The sequence below is a fragment of the Pseudoalteromonas arabiensis genome (assembly GCF_001550155.1).
GTDB classification, from domain to species: domain Bacteria; phylum Pseudomonadota; class Gammaproteobacteria; order Enterobacterales; family Alteromonadaceae; genus Pseudoalteromonas; species Pseudoalteromonas arabiensis.
This window is the reverse complement of record NZ_LRUF01000005.1, coordinates 65,308-88,483: the sequence shown is the minus strand read 5'-3', so window position 1 is coordinate 88,483 and position 23,176 is coordinate 65,308. Positions and strand designations below refer to the sequence as shown.

Here is a 23,176-nt window from a genome sequence, read left to right as displayed (position 1 = left end):
TGGGCATTTCTGAATTTTCTGAGCAAAGAAACTTTTTTATAGTTTTTTCTATTTAGGGCTTCACAAGGTGATATTAATTATGTAATATGCGCGCCACACCAATCGAGGTGTATCTCAGTGGCGGCTGTAGCTCAGTTGGTAGAGCCCCGGATTGTGATTCCGGTTGTCGTGGGTTCAAGCCCCATCAGTCGCCCCACTTTTCTCCTTTGTAAATTCTGTTATTTCTTTTAATCCCGAATTTTTATCTTTATAAAGCTTATTCTTGTCGTTGTAAAATTTTCCCGCGAACGCTTCTCATTGTGAAATTTTCAAAATGCGCCACGTAAGCGTAAAACTTGTTTCGCGTGAAAAGAAGAAGTTCAAACAAAAAAATGCCACCTTTCGGTGGCATTACACACGGGATTATTTCTATTTACTAGAAATGCTTTTCACAGCTCAAGGTTAGTATTTGTATAACTTAACCTTAAGCTTATTATTACTTCCAACTTTTCATTTTATGCCCTTTTAAAGCATAGAAAAGGATAAATAAATAACAAGGCAACATCACAATATAGGCTGCCTGTTGGGCGTCAGCACTTTTAACTCCGCCACTTGCCAAACCCCAAAATAACGGGCCAAATGCACCACCAGCTATACCCATCACAAGCAAGCCCGAGCCTACACTCGTTAGTTTGCCTAAACCTGATAATGCTAACGGCCACACTGCTGGCCAAACAATCGCATTAGCAAAGCCTAGCACAGCGATGAGTAATAAGGTATCAGGAAGTACCGATTTTAGGCCTAGTAATGTTGAAATAAAAACAGACTCATTGCTTACTGTAACAATTGCTATTGTGAGCGCACAACCCAAAATCGCAGAAATTGTCAATGCAACTTGCTGCGACAAGATGCGTGGAATTAATAAAATTCCTAAAAAGTAACCCAATACCATGCAACCCATGGTGTATGAAGTCATAACACTATACTTTTCAACACCTAATGAAAGTGCGAAGCTGCCAATGGTATCACCAGCAATTACTTCAACAGCTACATAAACAAATAATGCAACAATCCCTAACGCAAGACTTGGGTGGCTCAGCGCTTCCTTTACTTGCCCAGGTTTTTGCTCATCAGCATCGTCGATTAGCTCTGGTAATGGCATTTTAGTGACGGCAAAACCGAGTACACCAATAAAAATCGCCATTCCTAAATAAGGGAGTATTAAACCATTTGCCATGGCATCGATATCAGCTTGGCTTAATTCTTTATCAACAAACCCTGTAAAATCACTTAAAATCAGCGCGGTAAAGACAATCGGTGCAATAACCCCAGCTCCTTTGTTGAGTATCCCCATGACACTCACGCGTGCTGCTGCTGACTCTTCAGGTCCAATTCTCACTACGTATGGATTAACGGCTGTTTGTAGCAAAGTTTGACCCGCGCCCATAACAAGTTGAGCAAATAAGAACAGTGCAAACACTTGTGTTTTAGCCGCAGGAATAAACAATAACCCTGCTACCATCATGGTTGCCATTCCCAGCGCCATGCCATTTTTATAGCCCACTTTTCGAATGATCATCGCCGATGGGATCGCTGTAAATGTTACTGCAATATAAAATGAGAAAATTATCAGTGATGCCTGAAACGGTGAAAGCTGTAAAATTTGTTGTAAAAACGGCATTAACGAGCCATTTAACCAAGTGGCAAAGCCTAAAATAAAAAACAGTGTCGCCACTATTGCCATTGGCACTAAGCTACTTTGTTTATTCGTTTCTGACATAGTGTTTCCCAATCACAGCAGGCATTGGCCCTGCAATGCTGCTCATTTAGATTAATTATATAAAATTGATATTAAATATTTATAACACTATCGCAACAAAAATGACAGCGCTGACATATTTCTTTTAGCTATGAGCTTAACTCACCCACAGGTACACATTGTGTAACCGTTAAAAACACACCACGTAGGCGTGAAATTTATTTCGCGCGAAATACCACATTGCGCAACCGTTCAAACACACCACGTAGGCGCGAATTTATTTCGCGCACAGATGCCACATTGCACAACCGTTAAAAACGCACCACGTAGGCGCGAATTTATTTCGCGCGAAGATGCCACACTGTGCAACCGTTAAAAACACACCACATAGGCGCGAAATACCTTAAACATTACTCTCCAACAAAAGTAACGCGACTGGTTTGCTGCTCATTTAAGCGAGTGCGCAGAGCTACTTTTGCCTTGCTATCAACCTTTACTGGCTCAGCATAAGACTGCCAGCTTTGGCCGTTATCAAGGCTGTACTCAATGCTCAAATAAGCAAATGCGCTGTTGGCATAGAGCTTACCATTTTCAATCACTCCACCTGGCACAGGCAAATGTAAATTAATGCCACCTTGAGCTAGTTTTTCAAGCTCTTTTAAGCCAACGGCACTTGAAAACTCAGCCCAATCTTTTGCTTGTTTCTGACTATCAACGCTTTGCCCTTCCCAATCAGCTTTGTGCCATGCACGCTCTGCAACCGATAAAATACGCGGGAAGATCATCGCTAGCACTTGATCTTCGGTACGGATTGTTTCTGACCAAACTTGACCTTGCATGCCTAAAATATTCTCAGGTTTTTCAAGCTTAGGTAATGGGCGACCAACTAACGCCTCTAGATTAACAATTGGCTCGCGAGTGCGTGTGTAATCGGCATTGGCATACACATCATCTGGCATATAGTTAAACGCTTTTTTGGTGTCGGTGTAACGGGTTGCCCAGTAATAACCACGTTCTTCAGGGCTTGCCTCGTACGGGTGATCAAAATACAAATGCGTACCATGCGATAACACCACTTGGTAACCGGCATTGGCTAAGCGATACGCCCTATCTGCAACACCCCACTCCCAGATGTTATCCCATGTATTAACTGTAAAGGTTTTATTTGGAAACTCATCACGCTTAAACGAGTTTTCACGATCATACATGATGCCATCTTCCCATATACCCGGAGAGATACCACGTTTCTCAAGTAAGGTCGCCACACGCTGAGTAAAGTAAGGTTTTAAATCTGCAGGGCCAGCAACACCATTATTAGGATCAGCAAACAGCGCCTGACAAATCGGCGAGCCAATCCACGAACCGGCCCCGACTTCATCACCACCTATGTGTAGATTTTTTAGCTGCACACCTGCTTCGCGGTACATCTGCTGTAGTTCATAGGTCACTTTATCTAAGAATGCGTAGGTTGAGTCCATACATACATTCATCGAGTTATCTTTGTAGTTTTGAACTGTCATGTACACAGAGGTGTCTTTAGGATCGGTCAATAAATATTGTGTTGCAGGGCCAATATCTACATTTTGAATTTCCTTATTAGCTGACTGTGACTTGATGTTATTTTTAGCTGTTTTTTCTGCTTCTTCAAGCAGGTTATGGTATCGCGCTTCCATCGCTTTAATTGAGGCACGCGCATGACCAGGCCCTTCAACTTCTGGGATAATTTGAATATGGCGATCTTTGGCAAATTTTAATAGCTCAACAAATTCATCACGTTTTAAGTAGCCATTACCAGAGCCTGATTTAAATGGCCCTGTACCAAGCTGCGTTAATAAACACTCGCGCTCTTCTAAATCAAAACAGCGATAACCGCCAACGTCTGTGAGTTCAGGTAAGCCTGGGATTTCAAGACGCCAACCTTCATCTTCAGAAAAGTGCCAATGTAGCTTATTCATTTTATAGCGAGCCATTTGCTCAACAAGTTTGAACATGGCTTCTTTGCCATGATAGTTACGACCGTTATCGTAATGCATGCCACGCCAGCCATAACGCGGAGCATCTTCTAATTCAAGCTGTGGTAAATTTGCAGAGTCTTTGCTGCCTGCTGGAATTAGGTTTAATACACTTTGCATCGCATAAAATACACCGGCATTATCACTGCCCACGATATTAATGACATCATCGTCAATTTCCAGTGTATAACTTTCTGCTTTACCTGTGTTTAAAGCAGGGTCAACGTTTAGGCGAATGATTTTTTCTTTGCCAAGGTTTATATGGTCAGGTTGAGCTTTTAAACTAATTCCATAGTCATCTTGCAGGTCTTGCATGAATACCATGACTTCATGTTTAAGCTGGCCTTGGTAACTAATTTGCCAATCACTGTTAAGTGTTGTTGTGCCACGGTTAAAATCAACTTTTTGCGGTTTTGGAATAATTCGTTTTAAAGCATCGTCTTTATTTACTTCGACTTTATCTTTTTGGATTCTTTCAAAACGCACTTTTGCCGTTGCCAAAACGGATAAATCTTTTGGTTCGTTGTAACGGTATAGTTGGTTATCACGAGTGAATGGCGTAACAAACTCTTTAAAGTCCTCAGTGTCTGTATTTGCAAAGATGGCTGGCTTACTCTTACCTGCCACAAAAAATGCACGCGGCATAAAATCACTGTATGCAACAATCCATACTTGCGCATCGAAAGGAATATCTAAACTTTCGCCTGCTGCTAACCCTTTAAATGAGCTGGTTGGTACAAGACGATGTAAGTCACCATTTACATGTTCAACATTGAGGCCTGCGACATGCTCTGTTGAAATTTTACGAACCGAATGGATATAAAGTTGCCAATCACTTTCGCCTGCAGGTAACGCAACATCAGAGCGGTTGTTAAGGGTGATTTTTCCTAAAAAGCCCGCGTCTCTGTTACGAAAGTTATCTTCAACTGAAAACAGTAACTCGGTATCTTTAGCAAACTGATTTACCTGCGACTGTGTGAGTGCCGCGTTTGCCATTATAGGTGCTGCCATTATCATTGCAGCGAGTGCAGACTTTTTAAAACCCATTACTTTCTCCTCGTTTATGCCCTGAGTTTACGGTATTTTTTCCGTATTACTTGTCATTTTTGTTTATTATTCATACCTATCATATAAAAACTAAAATGACAGCGCTATCATTTTATCGGAAATAAACGGGAAGGTGTCGGCGTGAAACTGGTTTGGCGCAGAAATTTAAACGCGCCATGCAAGCATGACGCCTACCGGTGTAGGCGTGAAATTTATTTCGCGCGAGATTAGACCTTAATGCAAAGATACTTCTCTTCAAGGTACTCATCTAATCCTTGATGACCACCTTCACGGCCTAAGCCAGATTGCTTTACACCGCCAAATGGCGCAACAGGGTTTGAAATGAGGCCTTCATTAATACCAATCATGCCGTATTCAAGTGCTTCGCTTACGCGATAAACTTGCTTGATATTTTCACTGTAAAAATACGCAGCTAAACCGTAAGGTACATCGTTAGCAAGCTGCAAGACTTCTTGTTCATCATCAAAAGCAATTATGCTTACTACAGGACCAAACACTTCATCATGGTAGATATCCATCTGTGGTGTCACATCAGTTAAAATTAATGGCGCTTGAAAGCTACCTTCAAGCTCGCTGTTATCACCAATTAATGACGCCCCTTTATCTACTGCATCTTGCACAAGTGTTTGCACTTTTTGTTTTGCTTTAGGATAAATTAATGGGCCAATATCCACCCCGTCATCCAGGCCATTGCCTACCTTTAACTCAGCCACTTTGTCTGTGAGTTTTTCAAGCACCGTCTCTAGCACTGAACGCTGAACAAAAATTCGGTTTGCTGCCACACAGGTTTGCCCTGCGTTTCTGAATTTAGCCCCCATAAGGCCAGCAACAGCTTCATCTAAATCGGCATTTTCAAAAATAATAAACGGTGCATTACCACCAAGTTCCATCGATGTTTGCTTTATTGTTGATGCGCACTGTGAAAGTAACTGCTTACCTACAGCGGTTGAACCTGTAAATGTGAACTTACGTACACGCTCAGATTCAGTCATGATTTCGCCAACCATTTTTGCATTCTCTGAGACCACTACATTTAACGCCCCTTTTACAAACCCTGCTTTATCTGCAAGGTAAGCCAAAGCAATTGCACATAAAGGGGTATGCTCAGAAGGCTTAATAACAAAACTACAACCCGCTGCATATGCAGGGGCAACCTTACGGGTGATCATGGCGATTGGGAAGTTCCACGGTGTAATACCAGCAACAACACCGATTGGCTGCTTTATGGTTGATAGACGATGTTGGCTGTCTGTAGCAGGAATCGTGTCGCCGTAACTACGCTTGGCTTCTTCGCTAAACCATTTAATAAAGCCCGCACCGTACTCCACTTCACCCAATGCTTCTTTTAAAGGTTTGCCTTGCTCTTTGGTCATCAGCTCAGCAAGTTGCTGTTTGTGCTCAATAACCAACTCATACCAGCGACGCAACGTTTCACTACGCTCAGTTGCCGTTGTTTGTTTTAGCTTGCTAAATGCCTCGTCAGCACTTTTAATGGCCAGCTCAACGCCAGCTTCATCAATATCAGACACATCAGTAATTGCTTGTCCGGTTGCAGGGTTATCTACACTAAAGCGCTGGCTCGTAGAATAAAAGTCACCATCGATAAACGAATCAGAAAAAACTAAATCAGACATAAAACCTCCTAGTAAAGCGGACCGCAAAAAACAAAAAACCGCTGTAGAGACCAAGCAACTACAGCGGTTTTTAGGTATTCAAAGCCGTTAAGAATTAATGCTCTTCATTAACGATATTGAGATTATACTTTGGAATTTCAACTACCAGATCTTCATCTTTAATAATTGCTTGGCAACCAAGACGAGACTCAGGCTCAAGACCCCATGCTTTATCCAACATGTCGTCTTCTAGCTCATCACTTTCATCTAAAGAGTCAAAGCCTTCACGGATAATTAAGTGGCATGTTGTACACGCGCATGACTTTTCACAGGCATGCGGAATACTAATACCATTTTTAAGCGCAACATCTAATACGGTTTCGCCTGTAGGAGCTTCAATAGCAGCGCCTTCTGGGCATAACTCTTCGTGTGGAAGAAAAATAATTTGTGGCATACCTTACCTCGTTAAACTTCGTCTACTGACTGCCCTTGCAGCGCTTTTTTGATTGATGCATCCATTCTACGCGCAGCGAACTCGCTACTTGCATTGTCGACAGCTTCAATTGCTGCTTTAATTTCTGCCGGTGTTGTTGCGCTTTCGCGTACCGCAACAAGTTTAGCAATTTCTGCTTTTAACGCAGCTAATTCTTGTTCATCAAGTAATGCACTGTCAGTTGCGAGTGATGCTTCTAGTGCTTCAACAACGCGTAACGCTTCAACTTGTTGCTCTTTAAGCATACGCGCTTGCATGTCGTCTTTGGCATTACTCATTGAATCTTTTAGCATGTTCGCAACTTGGTCATCCGATAAACCAAATGATGGTTTTACTTGGATTTCAGCTTGCACACCGGTTGATTTTTCCATTGCCGATACGCTTAACAAGCCATCTGCATCAACTTTAAAGGTTACGCGAATATGCGCAGCACCTGCGGCCATGGCCGGAATACCTTTTAAGCTGAATTTTGCCAGCGAGCGGCAGTCATCAACTAGCTCACGCTCACCTTGTAGTACATGCAGTGACATCGCCGTTTGACCATCTTTAAAGGTGGTAAACTCTTGTGCACGTGCAACAGGAATAGTGGTATTACGTGGAATGATTTTCTCAACCAAGCCACCCATGGTCTCAAGACCCAATGACAGTGGTAATACGTCTAATAGCAGCATGTCTGAATCTGGTTTATTGCCAACCAGTACATCTGCTTGTAATGCTGCGCCGAGTGCAACGACGCGATCAGGGTCAATTGAAGTCAGTGGCTCTTTATCAAAAAATGCCGCAACTTGAGAGCGTACAATTGGCATACGTGTCGAGCCGCCAACCATTACCACTTGCAGTACTTCTTCGTTTTCGATACCCGCATCTTTTACCGCACGGCGACAAGAACGCAGTGTTTTCTTCACAAGACCAAGTGCTAGTTCATCAAAGGTTTCGCGGGTTACTTCAACTTTGTGGCTTTGACCATCAAATTCTAAGCCTACATTGACAGTTTGGTATTGGCTTAGCGCTTCTTTACAGGCTTTTGCTTTATTAATAAATAAACGCAGTACCGATGCAGAAAGCTCGCTCACACCGGTTTGTTTTTTGAAGTAATCCACTAACAGTGAGTCAAAATCATCACCACCTAGGCTTGAGTCACCGCCTGTAGCAAGGACTTCGAACACACCTTGGTGCAGACGTAAAATAGAAATATCAAACGTACCGCCACCTAAATCGTATACGGCGATAATGCCTTCTTGGCCTGAATCAAGGCCATAAGCAACTGCCGCCGCTGTTGGCTCGTTTAATAAACGTAATACGTTGATGCCAGCAAGTTCAGCGGCATCCTTGGTGCTTTGTCGCTGTGCATCATCAAAATACGCTGGTACAGTAATAACCGCACCTAAAATATCTTGCCCTGCAAAGCTATCTTCTGCACGCAGTTTCAAGGCTTTTAAAATTTCACTCGATGCAGTTACTGGGCTAATTGCGCCCGCAACGGTGCTGATTGCTAACGAGCCATCATGCTCACAAAATTGATACGGCAGTTGACCATAACTTTTTTCGATTTCAGCCTGCGTTTTACCTAAGAAACGCTTCACTGAGATCAAAGTATTAGCAGGGTCTTGAGTGGCAGCTGCCGCCGCTCGTTCACCCACCACGATGCTATCTACTTGGTATTGCACAACCGATGGAAGCATCGCATTGCCTGCTAAATCAGTCAGTGTACGGGCTTCGCCGCTTTGCACTGTTGCAACTAACGAGTTAGTCGTACCAAGGTCAATACCGACTGCTAATTTGTGCTCATGTGGTGCCGCGCTCTGCCCCGGCTCAGCAATTTGCAATAATGCCATAATGCTCTTTTTAAACTCTTAAATAGCTGCTTTATACAACTAATAATTAATCATCAAATAAACTGTCTTCAATGCGCTCAAGTTCATCTCGCAATTTATAAACGAACTTTAATTTACGAATATTATCCGCAGCTGCTTGCCATTGTTGTTCATCATTACTGGCTAATTGCTCAGCAAGTTCGCGACTATATTGCTTGTCTAACTGTTTAATTTGCGTTTCAAACTGCGCGATGGCTGCATCAGGATCTGCGGCATTTTCAAGCTCTTCGAGTTCTTCGCGAAGTTCCATTTGCTGCATTAAGAAATGTGGGTCTTGTAAGGTTTGCTGTTCGGCACGAATATCCACACCTAGCTCACTCAACATGTACTCTGCGCGCTTCACGGGGTGTTTTAAGGTTTGTAACGCATCATTGATTTCAGCCGCATTTTGCACAGCAAGTAACTTATCGCGGCTACTTGAACTGGCATGGCGATCAGGGTGAACTGCGCGTTGCAGCTCAAGGTAGTGTTTATTTATCGTCGCTAAATCAATATTGTAATCAACTGGAATTGCAAATAATTCAAAGTAACGCATTACATTATCCAACTAGGTAAACAGGAAATAACAAAGCCCTACATAGGCAGGGCTTCAAGCGAGGAAAATTTTTTGAGCTTAAACCGTGAAGCTTTCGCCACATCCACACTCATCAGCTTGATTCGGATTATTAAACTTAAACCCTTCATTCAAACCTTCTTTGGTGTAATCAAGCTCAGTGCCATCAATGTACACTAAGCTTTTCGCATCAACGATTACTTTTACACCACGACTTTCAAAAATTTCGTCGCCTTCTGCTAAGTCGTCAACAAACTCAAGAACATAAGCAAGACCTGAACAGCCCGTCGTTTTAATGCCAACGCGTAGGCCAATGCCTTTGCCGCGATTTGCTAAAAATGATTCTACGCGGTTTGCTGCCGCATCTGTCAATGTCACTGCCATGAAATTATCTCTTACTTCGCTTGTTTGCTTTTGTAGTCAGCAATTGCTGCTTGAATTGCGTCTTCCGCTAAAATAGAACAGTGAATTTTCACTGGCGGTAACTCAAGCTCAGCACTGATATCAGTGTTTTTGATTGTTGCCGCTTCGTCTAAGGTTTTGCCTTTTACCCACTCAGTTACAAGTGAAGAAGAAGCGATTGCACTACCACAACCATATGTTTTAAATTTTGCATCTTCAATAACACCTTCTGGTGATACCTTGATTTGCAATTTCATTACGTCACCACACGCTGGTGCACCCACCATGCCTGTTGCAACTGACGGATCGTTTTTGTCTAATACACCCACGTTACGTGGATTTTCAACATGATCGATTACTTTATCACTATAAGCCATAATACTATCCTCACTACCTGCTAGCGGCGGTTCATCACTAATTAGTGATGCGCCCACTCAACTGAATCTAAATCAATACCTTCTTGATGCATTTCCCATAGAGGAGACATCTCACGTAAACGGCCGATCGAGTTTTTGATTAGTTCAACGGTGTAATCAATCTCTTCTTCAGTCGTAAAGCGGCCAATGCTGAAACGAATTGAGCTGTGTGCTAACTCGTCATTACGGCCTAATGCACGTAGTACATAAGAAGGCTCTAAGCTTGCTGAGGTACAGGCTGAACCTGATGAAACAGCAATGTCTTTAACAGCCATTAATAACGACTCACCCTCAACAAAGTTGAAGCTGATGTTTACAATACCTGGCACTGACTGGCTTGGTTCACCATTAAAGTAAACTTCGTCCATATCAGCCATGATGCCATCAATCAAACGCTTACGTAGTGCGCTGATGTGTGCATGATCTTTTTCGAAATCTTCTTTCGCGATTCTAAATGCCGCACCCATACCTACTAACTGGTGAGTAGCCAGTGTACCTGAACGCATACCACGCTCATGACCACCACCGTGCATTTGTGCTTCTAAACGAGCACGTGGCTTACGGCGAACGTAAAGTGCGCCAACACCTTTCGGGCCATATACTTTGTGGCCAGAGAACGACATAAAATCTACTTTTAACTGTTGCACGTCGATAAGTACTTTACCTGCGCTTTGTGCAGCATCTACGTGGAACATAATTTTGCGCTCACGGCACATTTCGCCGATTGTCGCGATATCTTGGATAACACCTAGCTCGTTATTTACGTGCATGACACTTACAAGCACTGTGTCATCACGCATTGTTTCTTCCAGCTTTTTAAGGTCTAGAAGGCCGTTTTCTTCAACGTCCATATAGGTTACTTCAAACCCTTGACGCTCAAGTTCACGACATGTATCGATAACAGCTTTATGTTCTGTTTTAACCGTAATAACGTGCTTACCTTTCTTTTTGTAGAATTGCGCCGCACCTTTAATAGCTAGGTTATTTGATTCTGTTGCGCCAGAGGTAAACACGATTTCGCGTGGATCAGCATTAATTAGATCAGCAATATCTGTACGCGCTTGATCAACCGCTTCTTCAGCTTGCCAACCAAAACGGTGTGAGCGTGATGCAGGGTTACCAAAATTACCGTCCATAGTCAGGCATTGCATCATTTCTTTTGCCACACGTTCATCAACAGGCGTGGTTGCTGCGTAATCTAAATAAATCGGTAACTTCATTTCTCTCTCCGCTTTCGTCAAGCTACAGTTGACAGCTTACTTGAATGTTTTCCAGTTGCTTAATTGCATTATTGATGCTGTTATCTTGGCGAGATGCGACTTCTTTTACGTCTGATTTCTCAACCAATTCAGCAAGGGTAATACTATTTAAAAAATCTTCGATACGTGCGCTCAAATCAGACCACAGAGTATGAGTCAAGCAGCGCATGCCGCTTTGGCAGCCACCCGTTGCACCATGGCAGCGAGTTGCATCAACAGATTCATCAACAGCATTAATAACATCACCAACAGAAATTTTATCTGCGTCACGCCCTAATAAATATCCGCCACCGGGGCCACGCACTGAACTCACTAAGCCATTTTTTCTAAGTCTGGCAAATAGCTGTTCTAAATATGATAAGGAAATCTCTTGTCGTTCTGATATATCGGCCAGGGGCACTGCACCCACATTTGTATGGAGTGCAACATCCAACATGGCGGTTACTGCGTATCTGCCTTTTGATGTTAACTTCATGGAGCCCCCGATATTACTGCACGCTAAGGTGTGCAAATTTTAATTACCAGACCAAAATAGTCAAGTATTATCATCTGATAAAAATAGATGTTCATCATTGATAAAACCGAATACCTGACAAAAATAGTCAAGTACTAGGTGTTATTGTAATTACCTGAGTAATTTAGTCAAGTATTATACTTATAACCAGTGATTATTTTATAGACTTATTAATTGAGGTAAGAATACCGCGCAGAATATTCATTTCGGCTTCTTCAGGACGTGCGCGATTAAATAAACGACGTAATTTGGTCATCACTAAACCTGGGTGTTGTTTAATGATAAAGCCGGTGTCATTTAATGTTTGTTCTAGATGCTCGTAAAACAACTCAGTTTGTTTAGCACTTGGGTAAGTTGCTTCATCTTCTTCTTGTGCTTTTGGCTGTGTATTCAAGTAAGCCATGCGTGTTTCATAGCATAGCGTTTGTACAGCCATCGCTAGGTTGAGTGAGCTATATTCAGGGTTTGCAGGAATACATACATGGTAATTACATTGCTGTAACTCTTCATTAGTTAGACCACTATTCTCACGACCAAACACAAGTGCAACGGGGCCATTTTCAGCCTCTGCCACGAGCTTTTCACCGCATTCACGCGGCTCTACCATAGGCCATGATAACGTACGCGAACGCGCGCTAGTACCAATTGTTAGAGAGCAATCAGCAATGGCATCGGCAAGGGTATCAACAACCACCGCTTTGCCGAGCACATCGGTTGCACCCGCTGCAAGCGCACTGGCATGACTATCAATTTCACAAGCAGGATCAACAAGGTATAAATTTGATAAACCCATCGTTTTCATCGCTCGTGCTGCTGAGCCAATATTACCAGAATGAGATGTGTTAACTAATACGATACGAATATCATCAAGTGTCATTGCGTTGTTACTTACTGAATGTCAAAAATTGCGCGAATTCTAGCACGAAAGCAATTCTAGAGGCTATATAGATCGTGCAGTCAATCATAATTGATCGTAGATCATGTTTGCGATTTATCACGTTTATTGGTGATAAGTCGGGATGAATTAGAGCACGAAACTGCGCTAAAAGTTTTTCGCTGTTAAAATTTATAAGGTCGAAATTTAATTTAAAATCAGCTCAGTACAAAAAACAACCAAAACTATTTCTGCTTTGTTGTTTACTTTGCAGTAAAAACCGCTAGAATACGCCGGCTTAAATATATTCGTTCTTTTACAACCCAAAGGTAATGCTATGCATCCAATGTTAAACATTGCGGTTCGCGCTGCGCGTAACGCAGGCAAAATTTTACTTCGTGCAAGCGAAGATTTATCAAAAGTTGATGTACAACAAAAAGGCACTAACGACTTAGTGACTAACATCGATAAAGAAGCTGAAGCCGCAATTCGTGACACTATTTTAAAATCTTACCCAGATCACAGTATCGTAGGTGAAGAACTTGGTGAGCACAAAGGTAAAGATGCAGATTACCAATGGATTGTAGACCCACTTGATGGCACAACAAACTTCATCAAGGGTATTCCTCATTTCGCAGTATCAATTGCACTTAAAGTTAAAGGTCGTTTAGACCAAGCCGTGATCTATGACCCTATTCGTGGTGAATTATTCACTGCATCACGTGGTCAAGGCGCACAGCTTAACAGCAAGCGTTTACGCGTAACTAAAACTAACGAGTTAGCAGGTTCTATCCTTGCAACAGGCTTCCCATTCAAGCAAAAGCATCATTTAGACGCATACTCAGAAGCGTTTAAAGCACTTTTCGTACACACTGCTGATATTCGCCGCGCAGGCTCTGCTGCATTAGATATGGCTTATGTTGCTGCGGGTCGTGTTGATGGTTTCTTTGAAATTGGCCTTAAGCCATGGGACACAGCAGCGGGCGAGCTTTTAGTAAAAGAAGCTGGCGGTATGGTTGTTGATTTCGCAGGGGGTATTAACTACAACCAAAGCGGCAACATCATCTGCGGTGCACCTAAGTTAACACAAGCGATCATTCGTGAAATTCGTCCTGTATTAACTGAGTCACTACTTCGCTAACAGCGGTTGTAATCTAAAAAAGGAGCTAAGGCTCCTTTTTTTGTGGCCGAAAGTACTCATTTTCCAATGCAATTTCAAGCGTATTACCTTCTTTGAATGGCAAGCTCGCTAAACCTTCAGCAAAGTATCGATTAAACATTTCATCAAACTCTCCCGATGCTTGCATCGTTTGCAATCCTTTCAACAACGCTTTCGCTAGCGCTGGCTTACGATGACTGACAAAGAAATAAAATGCAGTTGGGTAACTAATATACACATCAGGAACAATCACTAACCGCTCGTCATTTATCTGCTCAAGCTCAGACATAACTTCTATAAAAGAGCGAGGAAAATAGTCAACGCGCCCAGCAATAACTAAGCTAAACATGGCTTGATAATTAGCTAATGGCCTAACCGATAGACCATTTTGAGCTAAAATTTTTGTATCAGGCCAGTCATGCCCCTGTATAGCAGTGAACTGGGCGAGGTCACGCTTATTTTTAAGCTGGGTAAAACGAGGCAAAAATGACCGTTTTGTCAGTAATGCCCGCTTACCAATATACCCTTTGAATAAAGGGACTGGCACGGCAATGGCTAATTGCTCACGCTCTGGGCTGGTCATACTCCAGTAGATATCAGCTTGATTAGCATCAAGCCTTAGCAAGGTTCGTTGTTGATGGGGGTGAACCAACACTTTGTTTATCTTAACAGGGAATTGAGCAGCCTCTAAGGCTTTAAGTAACAGCTCATTAAGGTAATCATCACGTTTATACAGAGGACGTTGTTCAACTGCTAGATTAACAACGGTATCGGCATACACATTTGGGCTGCACATTAGTGTAATTAATAAAAAGGCTACGGCTGTTAATTGCTTCATTATTATTTTTATCATTGTGTTTTTTTTAAGCTACACCTAGCCTTTAAGTGGTACAAGTAAAATTAGTCCAACTTAAAATTAATTCATAATCCGATACGCGCTGTGTCATCACTTGCACAGCTAAGCCTGACCACCGCGGGGGCAGGACGACTGCGTTTACAGACAAACAAATGACTAGTTTGATAACGTTTAGCTTCTTTTTTAGCATCAGTCGCCAATGCAGCAACTTGATGGCTATTGATACAAAGCTCTAAATCAGGCTTAACTAAACCTATCGATAATGTAAGCAATGGCACAAACTGCTTTTTACCTTCTCTATTGCTGGCCCAATAACCGCCTTGATCAATATGCTCTGGGGTAAAAAAGGCACGCGATTTTTGCTCAAATAAAGCTATAATGTTGTGGCAAACGGTGTGTGCATCCTCTTTATCAAACACCACCATAAAGTCATCCCCCCCTATGTGGCCAACAAACCCTTTACTGAGACTAGATGCGTCAACAATAACCTCTGCTAATAATTTGATAACACTGTCACCGCTTGCATAACCGTATAAATCATTAAATTGTTTAAAATGGTTTAGATCGACATAGGCGAGTGAAAATGGGTATTTATTGCGAAGTCTCAACTCAATCGCTTCGTTAATAGCGACATTACCTGGCAGCATAGTCAATGGGTTTGCATGTTGAGCATGGCGTATTTTTTCTTCTGTAATATGCTTTAAAATATTACGCAATGGCGCTAAACCAAGATATTGCTGTTCACGGGTAATGACAATATGCCGGCGAATATCAAATTCAAACTCGGTAATTTGCTGACTTACCGTATCCAGTAACTCATTTTCGTCAACGACCAGAGGTTGCTTGTCCATCAAGGATGTCACCGGTTGTTTATCATAAAGTGCATGCCCATAAGGTGCGGCGAATACTTCTGTTAGTTGGTCTCGGTGTAGTAATCCAACGGGAATGTTGTGCTGAAGAACAGCAAGACTTGTAAGCGATTTATCCTGCTCAAAAAGGCTATGCGCATCTTTGCAGCGTGTGGTTGTTTCGATACTGGCATATTCCACAGCTAACCAGCCAATAGCCATCGATTGCTCAAAACTACTCGGATTATCAGGTGACTCTAAGTGCGCTAAGCACTGAATATTAATTTGATAGCTGGGCTGTAAGCTTGGTCTTTCCAGTAAAAACCCTTGTGCATGTTGAATCCCTAACCCCTCAAGCAAGCGTAACTCCTCTGCCCGCTCAATTCCCTCAGCAATAACTTGCGTGTTTGTTGCTTTGGCAAGCACAATAATTGATTTTAGAAACTCTTTTTTCACCACACTCTGGTCGCAGTGATCAATAAAGTAGCGATCTATTTTTACAAAGTCAGGACACAATTCAGACCATTGCTTTAAACCTGAATAGCCTGCCCCTAAATCATCAATAGCAATGGAAAAACCGAGTTCACGATAATGGCCAATAGTCTTTAATAATAAAAAGCCATCTTCCACTTTTTCTTGCTCAGTGACTTCTATAACAACACGATTCGCCGCCAAACCAAAATGTTCAACAAGATGTAATGTTTCTCCTTTAGGATGGCACGGGTCGAGTAGAGTCTTTGGGCTTACGTTTAAAAAGAGCTTACCTTGTAAGTTTAACTTAACGAAGTTTTCTATCGCCTTACTCCGACACAAGAGCTCTAACTCTGAAATTTTATTGCATGCAATTGCTTCGCGAAACAAGGCGCTGGGCATTTCTAATTCTGAGCCTTTTGGACCACGGCTAAGGGCTTCATAACCCAAGATATGCTGATTAGAAATATCAAAGATAGGCTGAAATAAGGTTTTTATTTCACTGTTATCTAAAATTCGCTGTAGTGGTTCGCTCACCTTTCACCTAGCGTCTGTTTTAAAAGTAGGCAATTAAAGTAGCAATTCTGTATGACAATTTTATGGCAACTTAACTTATCACCATGATGATTATTCAATTTAGTTGTTTAATACGCGCAATACTATCAATCATTTTTAACTTAGCTTGATGGTAGTCTTGTTCAGTTATTGCAGCCTGCTCTGCGATAGCAAAAACGGCTAAAGCGTTAAGCAGTAACTGTTGCGTATGGTAACAACGAGGCTCTGTAAAATCGGGTAACGCAGGGGCATGCTTCATCGGCGTCGACTGTACCGCCTTTGTCGCTTTCATCTTAGACACATAATCAGCCATTGCTAGCAAACTAGCTTCACATTCTGGTAGCTGTGTTTTCATTGCTAAAAATAGCGACTCAGATGAGTTTATCAAGCTATCGATAGCTTCTTTAACCGTTAATTGATCCGACTCAGCTTGTAGGCTAGTTAACACCCTCCACACTAAGCCTTCATAGGCTATTAGTGGTTGTTGTAAAGTTGCCTCTTGTGATTGTTGAGCTGCTGTTGATTGCTGCTCTTGTTGGTCTTTACAGGCACTCAATAAGTAGATAATACATAGACTCATTAAGAGATGTTTCATAAATTTGTTCCAATAAAAAACCGCCCAACAGGGCGGTTCTTGTCAAGCTAGGCTTATTAAGGCATAGGATCGAGATCCGCACCTTCTTTTTCAATTACTTCTGGAATTAGGTCTTCTTTGCTGACACCCATTGCAATCGCTACTGCTGAAGCAACGTATACAGAAGAGTATGTACCGATGAACACACCAAATAGTAATGCTGTCGCAAAACCGTGAATCGTTTGACCACCCCATACGAACAACGCAATCAATACTAAGATCGTGGTGATTGATGTAACTAAGGTACGGTTTAGGGTTTGCGTTAATGAAATATCGATAATTTCAATCGTGTCATCAACACGTACTTTACGGAAGTTTTCGCGGATACGGTCAGATACAACGATGGTGTCGTTGAGTGAGTAACCAATTACCGCCAAAATGGCCGCAAGAATCGTTAAGTCAAACTCAAGACCAAGCACTGAGAACAAGCCCAACGTGATAATAACGTCGTGTAAAAGCGCAGATACCGCACCTACCGCAAAGCGCCATTCAAATCGAAACGCAACGTAAATCAAGATACAAATAAGCGCAGTTAACATGGCAAGGCCACCCTGCTCTTTTAAGTCTTCGCCTACGCTTGGACCAACAAACTCGATACGGCGCATTTCAACGCTTGAATCTGTTTGCTTTAACGCCGTAATGATTTGATTACCAATCACCTCTGCTTTTACGCCATCCCCTTGTGGTGCAAGACGTACTAAAATCTCTTTACTTGAGCCAAACAGCTGTACTGAGAAGTCTTCAAAGCCACTTTCAGTAATGGCTTCACGCACTTTTTTCAGATCGGCAGGCTGTGCAAAGCCCACTTCAACCGCTGTACCGCCAGTGAAGTCGAGACCGAAGTTCAAGCCTTTAGTAAAAAACGATACGAAAGAAGCCAAGATCAACAAAGTTGATACTGTCATGGCAAACTTACGTAACTTCATAAACGGTAGTGTTTTACCACCTAGTTTTAAAATTTGCATGCTGACTCCTAAATCGACAACTTATCAATACGCTTACCACCAATGAATAAGTTGATGACCGCACGGGTACCAACAATGGCTGTAAACATAGAGGTGATAATACCAATCGCAAGTGTGACTGCAAAACCAGCAATCGGGCCGGTACCCACTGCAAACAGGATCACGGCGGCGATAAGCGTTGTGATATTAGCATCGAAAATGGTGCTAAATGCGCTGTCGTAACCAAAATGAACGGCTTGTTGCGGGCTACGGCCATCAGCAAGTTCTTCACGAATACGTTCAAATATCAGTACGTTAGCATCAACGGCCATACCGACTGTCAGTACAATACCAGCAATACCCGGTAGCGTTAACGCTGCACCTGGAATTAATGACATAACACCCACAATTAGCACTAAGTTAGCACCTAGGGCAATATTAGCGACCATGCCAAAGCCTTTGTAGTAAGCAAGCATAAACACAAGTACAAACGCAAAGCCAAGTGCAACCGCAGTCATACCCGCTTCGATATTCTCTTGACCTAAGCTTGGACCTACTGTGCGCTCTTCAACGATTTGAATTGGCGCAACTAATGCACCGGCACGAAGTAATAAGCTTAAGTTATGCGCTTCAGCAGGGTTATCGATACCAGTAATACGGAATGAACGGTCAAGGCGGGCTTGAATCGTTGCCACGTTAATGACTTCTTCCACTTTAATTGGTGGCAGTGCTTTACCGTTTTCGTCTGTTTTACCTGATGGCTTGTATTCAATGAATACCGTTGCCATGCGTTTACCGATAGCACGCTTAGTGAAGGCATTCATTTTAGCGCCGCCTTTACTATCTAAGCTAATGCTTACTTGAGGACGCTGATATTCATCCATACCTGATTGCGCGCCCGTGATATGGCTACCTTCAAGGATGATGCGTTTTTTCAGCACCACAGGATAACCTTCACGTGCCATAATCACTTCTGTGCCAGGCGGTACACGACCTTGCATAGCGGCACTTGCATCTGCATTTTCGTCTACTTCACGGAATTCTAGTGTTGCTGTTGCACCCAGAATTTCTTTTGCACGGGCAGTATCTTGAACCCCAGGAAGTTGCACGATAATACGCTCAGCACCTTGGCGCTGTACGTTAGGCTCTGCAACACCGATTTGGTTAATACGATTACGAATAATTGTTTCGTTTTGCTTGATAGCGTAGTCACGAATTTCTTTAAGCTTTTGTTCGCTCATACTAGCGTAAAAAGCATTATCACTGCTGCTATCATCAATATAAACATTCAGTGGGTAACGGGTTGATAAGAAACGCTCTGCCGCATCTTTATCTTCTTCGTTACGCATTTCAACCCGGACACGATCGCTATTTGCTACGCGGCGAATGGTGCGATAACGTAGTTTTTCTTCTCGTAAGTCACTTTTAAAATCTTGTTCCATTTGCTCAAGCTGAGTATCAACCGCCGTCGCCATGTCGATTTCCATAGTAAAGTGAACACCACCGCTTAAATCTAGGCCTAGCTTCATTGGGTTACCGCCCAATGCTTTTAACCACTCAGGTTGAGCTGGTGCCATATTGATTGCAGAGATGTAATCTTCACTAAGGGAATCACGCAGTAGGTCTTGCGCTTTTAGTTGCTCTTCAACATTCTTAAAACGAACCAGGATCTGTCCGTCTTCAAGTTTGCTTGATTTAACAGTAACGTTATGTTCTTTGAGGGCCGCATTTACTTTATCGAGTACGCTGAGGTCAGCATCAGTACCTTTAGTGCCTGATACTTGTATGGCCGGATCACGGCCATACAAGTTAGGTGAGGCATATAAAATACCAACGACTAACACAACAAGAACAAGTAAATACTTCCATAATGGAAACTTGTTTAACACGTGTGAGTCCTTATTTTTATTGTTATAGCGACTTCATAGTGCCTTTTGGCAGTACTGAAGAAACAGCTGATTTTTGTACTGTTACTTCAGCTTGATCGTTTAATGAAATCACGATGAAGTCTTTATCATCAGCGATTTTAGTAATCTTACCCACTAAACCACCTTGCGTGAGTACTTCGTCGCCTTTCGCCATTGCGCTCATTAGTGCTTTATGCTCTTTTACACGCTTAGCTTGTGGACGGTAGATTAAGAAATAAAATACCAAACCAAAAATACCTAGCATGATTAGCATTTCCATGCCTCCACCTGCTGGTGCTGCACCTGCCGCACTTGCGTGGGCGTTTGAGATGAATAAACTCATTTCTCTTCCTCTTTAATTTTTCTAAAAATTTAATCTGATGTATCTGCAAGCTCTGGCACTTCTTGGCCGCGGCGTGCATAAAAATCTGCAACAAATTCGTCTAGTTTGCCATTACTGATGGCATTACGTAAGCCTTCCATCACGCGCTGATAATAACGTAAGTTATGAATCGTGTTTAGTCGTGCGCCTAAGATTTCATTACATTTATCAAGATGATGCAAGTATGCACGTGAATAGTTTTTACATGTATGACAATCACACTCAGGATCCAATGGACCGGTGTCTGTTTTATGTACTGCATTACGGATTTTAACAATGCCGCCAGTAACGAATAAGTGGCCGTTACGGGCATTACGCGTAGGCATTACACAATCAAACATGTCGATACCACGGCGAACCGCTTCAACTAAGTCTTCTGGTTTACCAACACCCATTAAGTAACGAGGCTTGTCTTCTGGCATTTTGTAAGCACAGTGATCAAGAATATTGATCATCTCGTTTTTCGGCTCACCGACCGATAAACCACCTAATGCATAACCATCAAAGCCGATTTCTTCTAAGCCTTTTTGTGATTGTGCACGAAGCTCTGGGTACATACCACCTTGGATAATACCAAATAGCGCAGCAGGGTTATCACCATGACCTTCTTTTGAGCGTTTAGCCCAACGAAGTGATAACTCCATCGAATCTTTTGCTTCTTTTTCAGTGGCAGGGTATGGCGTACATTCGTCAAAAATCATCACGATGTCAGAGCCTAAATCGCGCTGAACTTGCATCGCTTTTTCTGGCGAAAGCATGATTTTTTCACCATTCACAGGTGAGCTAAACATCACGCCTTCTTCGGTGATTTTGCGCATTGCGCCTAAGCTGAATACTTGGAAACCGCCTGAGTCAGTTAGGATTGGGCGATCCCAATTCATAAAATCGTGTAAATCACCGTGTTGCTTAATGATTTCTGTGCCTGGGCGTAGCATTAAATGAAAGGTGTTACCTAGGCAGATTTGTGCGCCGGTCTCTTTCACTTCGTCAGGCGTCATACCTTTTACAGTGCCGTAAGTACCTACCGGCATAAATGCGGGTGTTTCTACTACACCACGCTCAAAAATCAAGCGGCCGCGGCGCGCTTTACCGTCAGTGCGGTCTAATTCAAATTTCATATTATCCTCAGTGTCGGAAAAACAGTCCAACAAGCTATAATTTAACCGCTCGATTCTACCCTGTTTGCGGGTTTATTACTATTAATTGGGCTAAATTCGAAAATAAAAAGCCCGCTAGCTAAACTCTTCCCACGATGCAGAATTCAGCGCTTTGCAGAGGCTTCATATCAACACATAACTTAGTAAGAATGGTTAAAAAATAAAAACCCAGTGAAATGCTGGGCTTTTTACGGGGTGATAAGATGACTAACGCTTATTTACGCGTTAAAAACATCGCATCGCCATAGCTAAAGAAGCGATACTGCTCCTTAATAGCCGTATGGTAAGCACCCATAATGTTATCTTGCCCTGCAAAGGCACTCACTAACATAATCAAGGTTGATTCAGGTAAGTGGAAATTTGTCACCATAGCATCAACTACATTGAACTGATAACCAGGGTAGATAAAGATATCGGTATCACCAAAGTAAGTATCTAGTTTGCCGCCATGTACTTTAGCAGCAGATTCTAACGAGCGTACTGAGGTAGTACCTACGGCAATGACGCGACCGCCTTTTGCTTTGGTTTCTGCTACTGCTTTAACCACCTCATCAGGTACTTCGATGTATTCTGAGTGCATTACATGTTCATCAACCGAATCAACACGCACAGGTTGAAATGTCCCTGCACCAACATGCAAAGTAACAAATGCCATATTAATGCCCTTATCTTTTAAGGCCGCCATTAACTTATCATCAAAATGCAGGCCCGCAGTTGGCGCGGCTACGGCACCAGGCTTTTCACCGTAAACGGTTTGGTAGCGTTCACGGTCTGCTTCGTTATCAGGGCGGTCAATGTAGGGGGGTAATGGCATATGACCAATATCGTTTAAGATATCTAACACATTTCCATCTTTGGCAAATTCAAGTTCAAATAGCTCACCATGACGGGCAACCATGGTTGCCTCTGCTTTGCCTTCGAGAATAATTTTAGAACCTGGCTTTGGCGATTTACTCGCACGTACATGAGCCAGTACACGGTGCTCGTCGAGTACACGCTCAACCAACACTTCAAGCTTACCACCTGACTCTTTTTGCCCAAACATACGCGCAGGGATCACTTTGGTGTTATTGAAAACCAATAAGTCATTTTCATTAACAAGCGATAAAATATCGCTAAATACTTTATGCTCTACTTGGCCTGATGGGCCATCAAGCGTGAGTAAACGACTGCTTGTACGGTCCGCTTTCGGAAAACGAGCAATTAATTCATCTGGAAGGTCAAAGCTAAAGTCGGCCACGCGCATAGAGTGTATCTCTTATAAATAAAAACGCGCCAAGTTTACTCTGATACGCTCACTACCTCAAGCAAAGCCAAGTGCATATTGACCTAGGGTAAAAGTCGTGCAATTTTAACAGGCTTATTAGCCATTTTAGGTAAAGTTTGCTTGTAGATTAGACAAAATGTCATTATTCTAACTTATTCATTAAACATGGGTTAAGTTAAG

20 protein-coding genes and 1 tRNA gene are annotated in these 23,176 nt (G+C 42.5%); 2 read left to right on the top strand and 19 right to left on the bottom strand.

From position 1 onward, the window contains the following. Nucleotides 1–120 precede the first annotated feature (120 nt). Nucleotides 121–196, top strand: a tRNA-His gene (locus tag PAARA_RS01130). A gap of 279 nt (nucleotides 197–475) precedes the next feature. Here the strand turns inward: PAARA_RS01130 and nagP are convergent. The 11 genes from nagP to trmJ form a co-directional block, all read right to left on the bottom strand. Further along, complete coding sequence (nagP, locus tag PAARA_RS01125; protein WP_062567246.1) at nucleotides 476–1,759, bottom strand: N-acetylglucosamine MFS transporter NagP; 1,284 nt, start codon at nucleotides 1,757–1,759, stop codon at nucleotides 476–478. A 389-nt stretch (nucleotides 1,760–2,148) separates the two neighbouring features. After that, entirely contained in the window at nucleotides 2,149–4,797 is a 2,649-nt protein-coding gene (locus PAARA_RS01120; RefSeq protein ID WP_062567245.1) for a family 20 glycosylhydrolase, read from the bottom strand. 227 nt (nucleotides 4,798–5,024) lie between these two features. After that, nucleotides 5,025–6,452 (bottom strand): NAD-dependent succinate-semialdehyde dehydrogenase, encoded by a 1,428-nt coding sequence (locus tag PAARA_RS01115; RefSeq protein WP_062567244.1) that lies wholly within the window; start codon nucleotides 6,450–6,452, stop codon nucleotides 5,025–5,027. Between the two features lie 94 nt (nucleotides 6,453–6,546). Further along, complete coding sequence (gene fdx, locus PAARA_RS01110) at nucleotides 6,547–6,885, bottom strand: ISC system 2Fe-2S type ferredoxin (protein WP_062567243.1); 339 nt, start codon at nucleotides 6,883–6,885, stop codon at nucleotides 6,547–6,549. Nucleotides 6,886–6,896: 11 nt separating this feature from the next. Beyond that, nucleotides 6,897–8,759, bottom strand: a complete 1,863-nt coding sequence (gene hscA, locus PAARA_RS01105) for a Fe-S protein assembly chaperone HscA (RefSeq protein WP_062567242.1) — start codon at nucleotides 8,757–8,759, stop codon at nucleotides 6,897–6,899. Between the two features lie 46 nt (nucleotides 8,760–8,805). Next, a complete protein-coding gene (gene hscB, locus PAARA_RS01100; protein WP_062567241.1) occupies nucleotides 8,806–9,333 on the bottom strand; it encodes a co-chaperone HscB in 528 nt (175 codons plus the stop codon). Nucleotides 9,334–9,411: 78 nt separating this feature from the next. Continuing rightward, nucleotides 9,412–9,735 carry an iron-sulfur cluster assembly protein IscA gene (gene iscA / locus PAARA_RS01095; RefSeq protein ID WP_062567240.1) on the bottom strand — a complete coding sequence of 108 codons (324 nt, stop codon included), beginning with the start codon at nucleotides 9,733–9,735 and terminating at the stop codon, nucleotides 9,412–9,414. A gap of 11 nt (nucleotides 9,736–9,746) precedes the next feature. After that, on the bottom strand, nucleotides 9,747–10,130 hold the full coding sequence (gene iscU, locus PAARA_RS01090) for a Fe-S cluster assembly scaffold IscU (RefSeq protein WP_062567433.1): 384 nt from the start codon (nucleotides 10,128–10,130) through the stop codon (nucleotides 9,747–9,749). 41 nt (nucleotides 10,131–10,171) lie between these two features. Then, nucleotides 10,172–11,389 (bottom strand): IscS subfamily cysteine desulfurase, encoded by a 1,218-nt coding sequence (locus PAARA_RS01085; protein ID WP_062567239.1) that lies wholly within the window; start codon nucleotides 11,387–11,389, stop codon nucleotides 10,172–10,174. Nucleotides 11,390–11,411: 22 nt separating this feature from the next. After that, a complete protein-coding gene (gene iscR, locus PAARA_RS01080) occupies nucleotides 11,412–11,903 on the bottom strand; it encodes a Fe-S cluster assembly transcriptional regulator IscR (protein ID WP_062567238.1) in 492 nt (163 codons plus the stop codon). A 193-nt stretch (nucleotides 11,904–12,096) separates the two neighbouring features. Beyond that, on the bottom strand, nucleotides 12,097–12,819 hold the full coding sequence (trmJ, locus tag PAARA_RS01075) for a tRNA (cytosine(32)/uridine(32)-2'-O)-methyltransferase TrmJ (protein ID WP_062567237.1): 723 nt from the start codon (nucleotides 12,817–12,819) through the stop codon (nucleotides 12,097–12,099). Between the two features lie 334 nt (nucleotides 12,820–13,153). On the opposite strand from trmJ, the gene suhB reads away from it, so the two are divergent. Beyond that, a complete protein-coding gene (suhB, locus tag PAARA_RS01070; RefSeq protein WP_062567236.1) occupies nucleotides 13,154–13,957 on the top strand; it encodes an inositol-1-monophosphatase in 804 nt (267 codons plus the stop codon). A 25-nt stretch (nucleotides 13,958–13,982) separates the two neighbouring features. Here the strand turns inward: suhB and PAARA_RS01065 are convergent, their stop codons facing one another. The 8 genes from PAARA_RS01065 to queA form a co-directional block, all read right to left on the bottom strand. Further along, nucleotides 13,983–14,813, bottom strand: a complete 831-nt coding sequence (locus PAARA_RS01065) for a substrate-binding periplasmic protein (protein WP_062567235.1) — start codon at nucleotides 14,811–14,813, stop codon at nucleotides 13,983–13,985. An 83-nt stretch (nucleotides 14,814–14,896) separates the two neighbouring features. Next, nucleotides 14,897–16,687 carry a GGDEF domain-containing protein gene (locus PAARA_RS01060; protein ID WP_062567234.1) on the bottom strand — a complete coding sequence of 597 codons (1,791 nt, stop codon included), beginning with the start codon at nucleotides 16,685–16,687 and terminating at the stop codon, nucleotides 14,897–14,899. A 94-nt stretch (nucleotides 16,688–16,781) separates the two neighbouring features. Further along, complete coding sequence (locus PAARA_RS01055; RefSeq protein WP_062567233.1) at nucleotides 16,782–17,300, bottom strand: hypothetical protein; 519 nt, start codon at nucleotides 17,298–17,300, stop codon at nucleotides 16,782–16,784. Nucleotides 17,301–17,356: 56 nt separating this feature from the next. Further along, a complete protein-coding gene (gene secF / locus PAARA_RS01050; RefSeq protein WP_062567232.1) occupies nucleotides 17,357–18,304 on the bottom strand; it encodes a protein translocase subunit SecF in 948 nt (315 codons plus the stop codon). 8 nt (nucleotides 18,305–18,312) lie between these two features. Next, nucleotides 18,313–20,172 (bottom strand): protein translocase subunit SecD, encoded by a 1,860-nt coding sequence (gene secD, locus PAARA_RS01045; RefSeq protein ID WP_062567231.1) that lies wholly within the window; start codon nucleotides 20,170–20,172, stop codon nucleotides 18,313–18,315. Between the two features lie 22 nt (nucleotides 20,173–20,194). Beyond that, on the bottom strand, nucleotides 20,195–20,533 hold the full coding sequence (gene yajC, locus PAARA_RS01040; protein ID WP_062567230.1) for a preprotein translocase subunit YajC: 339 nt from the start codon (nucleotides 20,531–20,533) through the stop codon (nucleotides 20,195–20,197). Nucleotides 20,534–20,562: 29 nt separating this feature from the next. Beyond that, nucleotides 20,563–21,690: a tRNA guanosine(34) transglycosylase Tgt gene (gene tgt, locus PAARA_RS01035; RefSeq protein WP_062567229.1), complete on the bottom strand. Its 1,128-nt coding sequence runs from the start codon at nucleotides 21,688–21,690 to the stop codon at nucleotides 20,563–20,565. 253 nt (nucleotides 21,691–21,943) lie between these two features. Beyond that, nucleotides 21,944–22,975, bottom strand: a complete 1,032-nt coding sequence (gene queA / locus PAARA_RS01030) for a tRNA preQ1(34) S-adenosylmethionine ribosyltransferase-isomerase QueA (protein WP_062567228.1) — start codon at nucleotides 22,973–22,975, stop codon at nucleotides 21,944–21,946. Nucleotides 22,976–23,176 lie beyond the last annotated feature (201 nt).